General features: G+C 44.8%; 1 protein-coding gene. It reads right to left on the minus strand.

The window, feature by feature from the left end; translation table 11 throughout:
* On the minus strand, window positions 1-1,649 hold a 1,649-nt coding region (locus tag BM090_RS18615; RefSeq protein WP_394333485.1), incomplete at both ends, for a hypothetical protein.

Below are 1,649 nucleotides of genomic sequence, written 5' to 3' on the forward strand. Positions count from 1 at the left end.
TGCCCGTCAAGGCTATACTAATGCTGCTACTTGCTCCACTACAAATAGTGCCAACACCCGAAAGGGTTGCTGTTGGTAATGGTTTTACCGTTATAGTTGCGCTACCCGAAACAGTGCCAGTACAGTTCGCATCACTTACACTCACCAAATTGTATGTCGTTGTTGTACTTGGACCTACACTGATTGTATGTGGCGAAGTTAAGATATTATTTACTGTTACATTTCCTGTGCCGTCATTATACACCAAACTCCATGGTGCACTACCTGTGAATACCACACTCAAATTCGCACTGCCACCAGCACAAATATTACCTGTACCCGACAAACTCGCCGTTGGCAATGGTTTTACTGTTACCGTCGCACTACCAGAAACAGTGCCCGTACAATTCGCATCACTCACACTTACCAAACTATAAGTCGTTGTCGCACTCGGACTTACACTGATTGTATGTGGCGAAGTTAAGATATTGTTTACGGTTACATTTCCTGTACCGTCATTATACACCAAATTCCATGGCGCACTGCCCGTCAACACCACACTTAAACTCGCACTGCCACCAGAACAAAAATTACCTGTGCCTGACAAACTCGCAGTTGGCAATGGTTTTACCGTTACCGTCGCACTACCTGAAACAGTGCCTGTACAGTTCGCATCACTTACACTCACCAAATTGTATGTCGTCGTTGTACTCGGACTTACACTGATTGTATGTGGCGAAGTTAAGATATTGTTTACGGTTACATTACTAGTGCCATCATTATACACCAAACTCCATGGCGCACTGCCCGTCAACACCACACTTAAACTCGCACTGCCACCAGAACAGAAATTACCTGTGCCAGACAAACTCGCCGTTGGCAATGGTTTTACCGTTACCGTCGCACTACCTGAAACAGTGCCCGTACAGTTCGCATCACTCACACTCACCAAATTGTATGTCGTCGTTGTACTTGGACTTACACTAATTGTATGTGGCGATACCAATATATTATTTACTGTTACATTACTTGTGCCGTCATTATACACCAAACTCCATGGCGCACTACCTGTTAATACCACACTCAAATTCGCACTGCCACCAGAACAGAAATTACCTGTGCCCGACAAACTCGCCGTTGGCAATGGTTTTACCGTTACCGTCGCACTACCTGAAACAGTGCCAGTACAGTTCGCATCACTCACACTCACCAAATTGTATGTCGTCGTTGTACTTGGACTTACACTAATTGTATGTGGCGATACCAATATATTATTGACTGTTACATTTCCTGTACCGTCATTATACACCAAACTCCATGGTGCACTACCTGTTAATACCACACTCAAATTCGCACTGCCACCAGAACAGAAATTACCTGTGCCCGACAAACTCGCCGTTGGCAATGGTTTTACTGTTACCGTCGCACTACCTGAAACAGTGCCTGTACAGTTCGCATCACTCACACTTACCAAATTGTATGTCGTCGTTGTACTTGGACTTACACTGATTGTATGCGGTGATACTAAAATATTATTTACCGTAATATTGCTTGTGCCGTCATTATACACCAAACTCCATGGCGCACTGCCCGTCAACACCACACTCAAATTCGCACTGCCACCAGAACATATATTACCTGTACCCGACAAACTCGCCGTTGGTAGTGGT

Source organism: Flexibacter flexilis DSM 6793, from assembly GCF_900112255.1.
Classification (GTDB): Bacteria; Bacteroidota; Bacteroidia; order Cytophagales; family Flexibacteraceae; genus Flexibacter; species Flexibacter flexilis.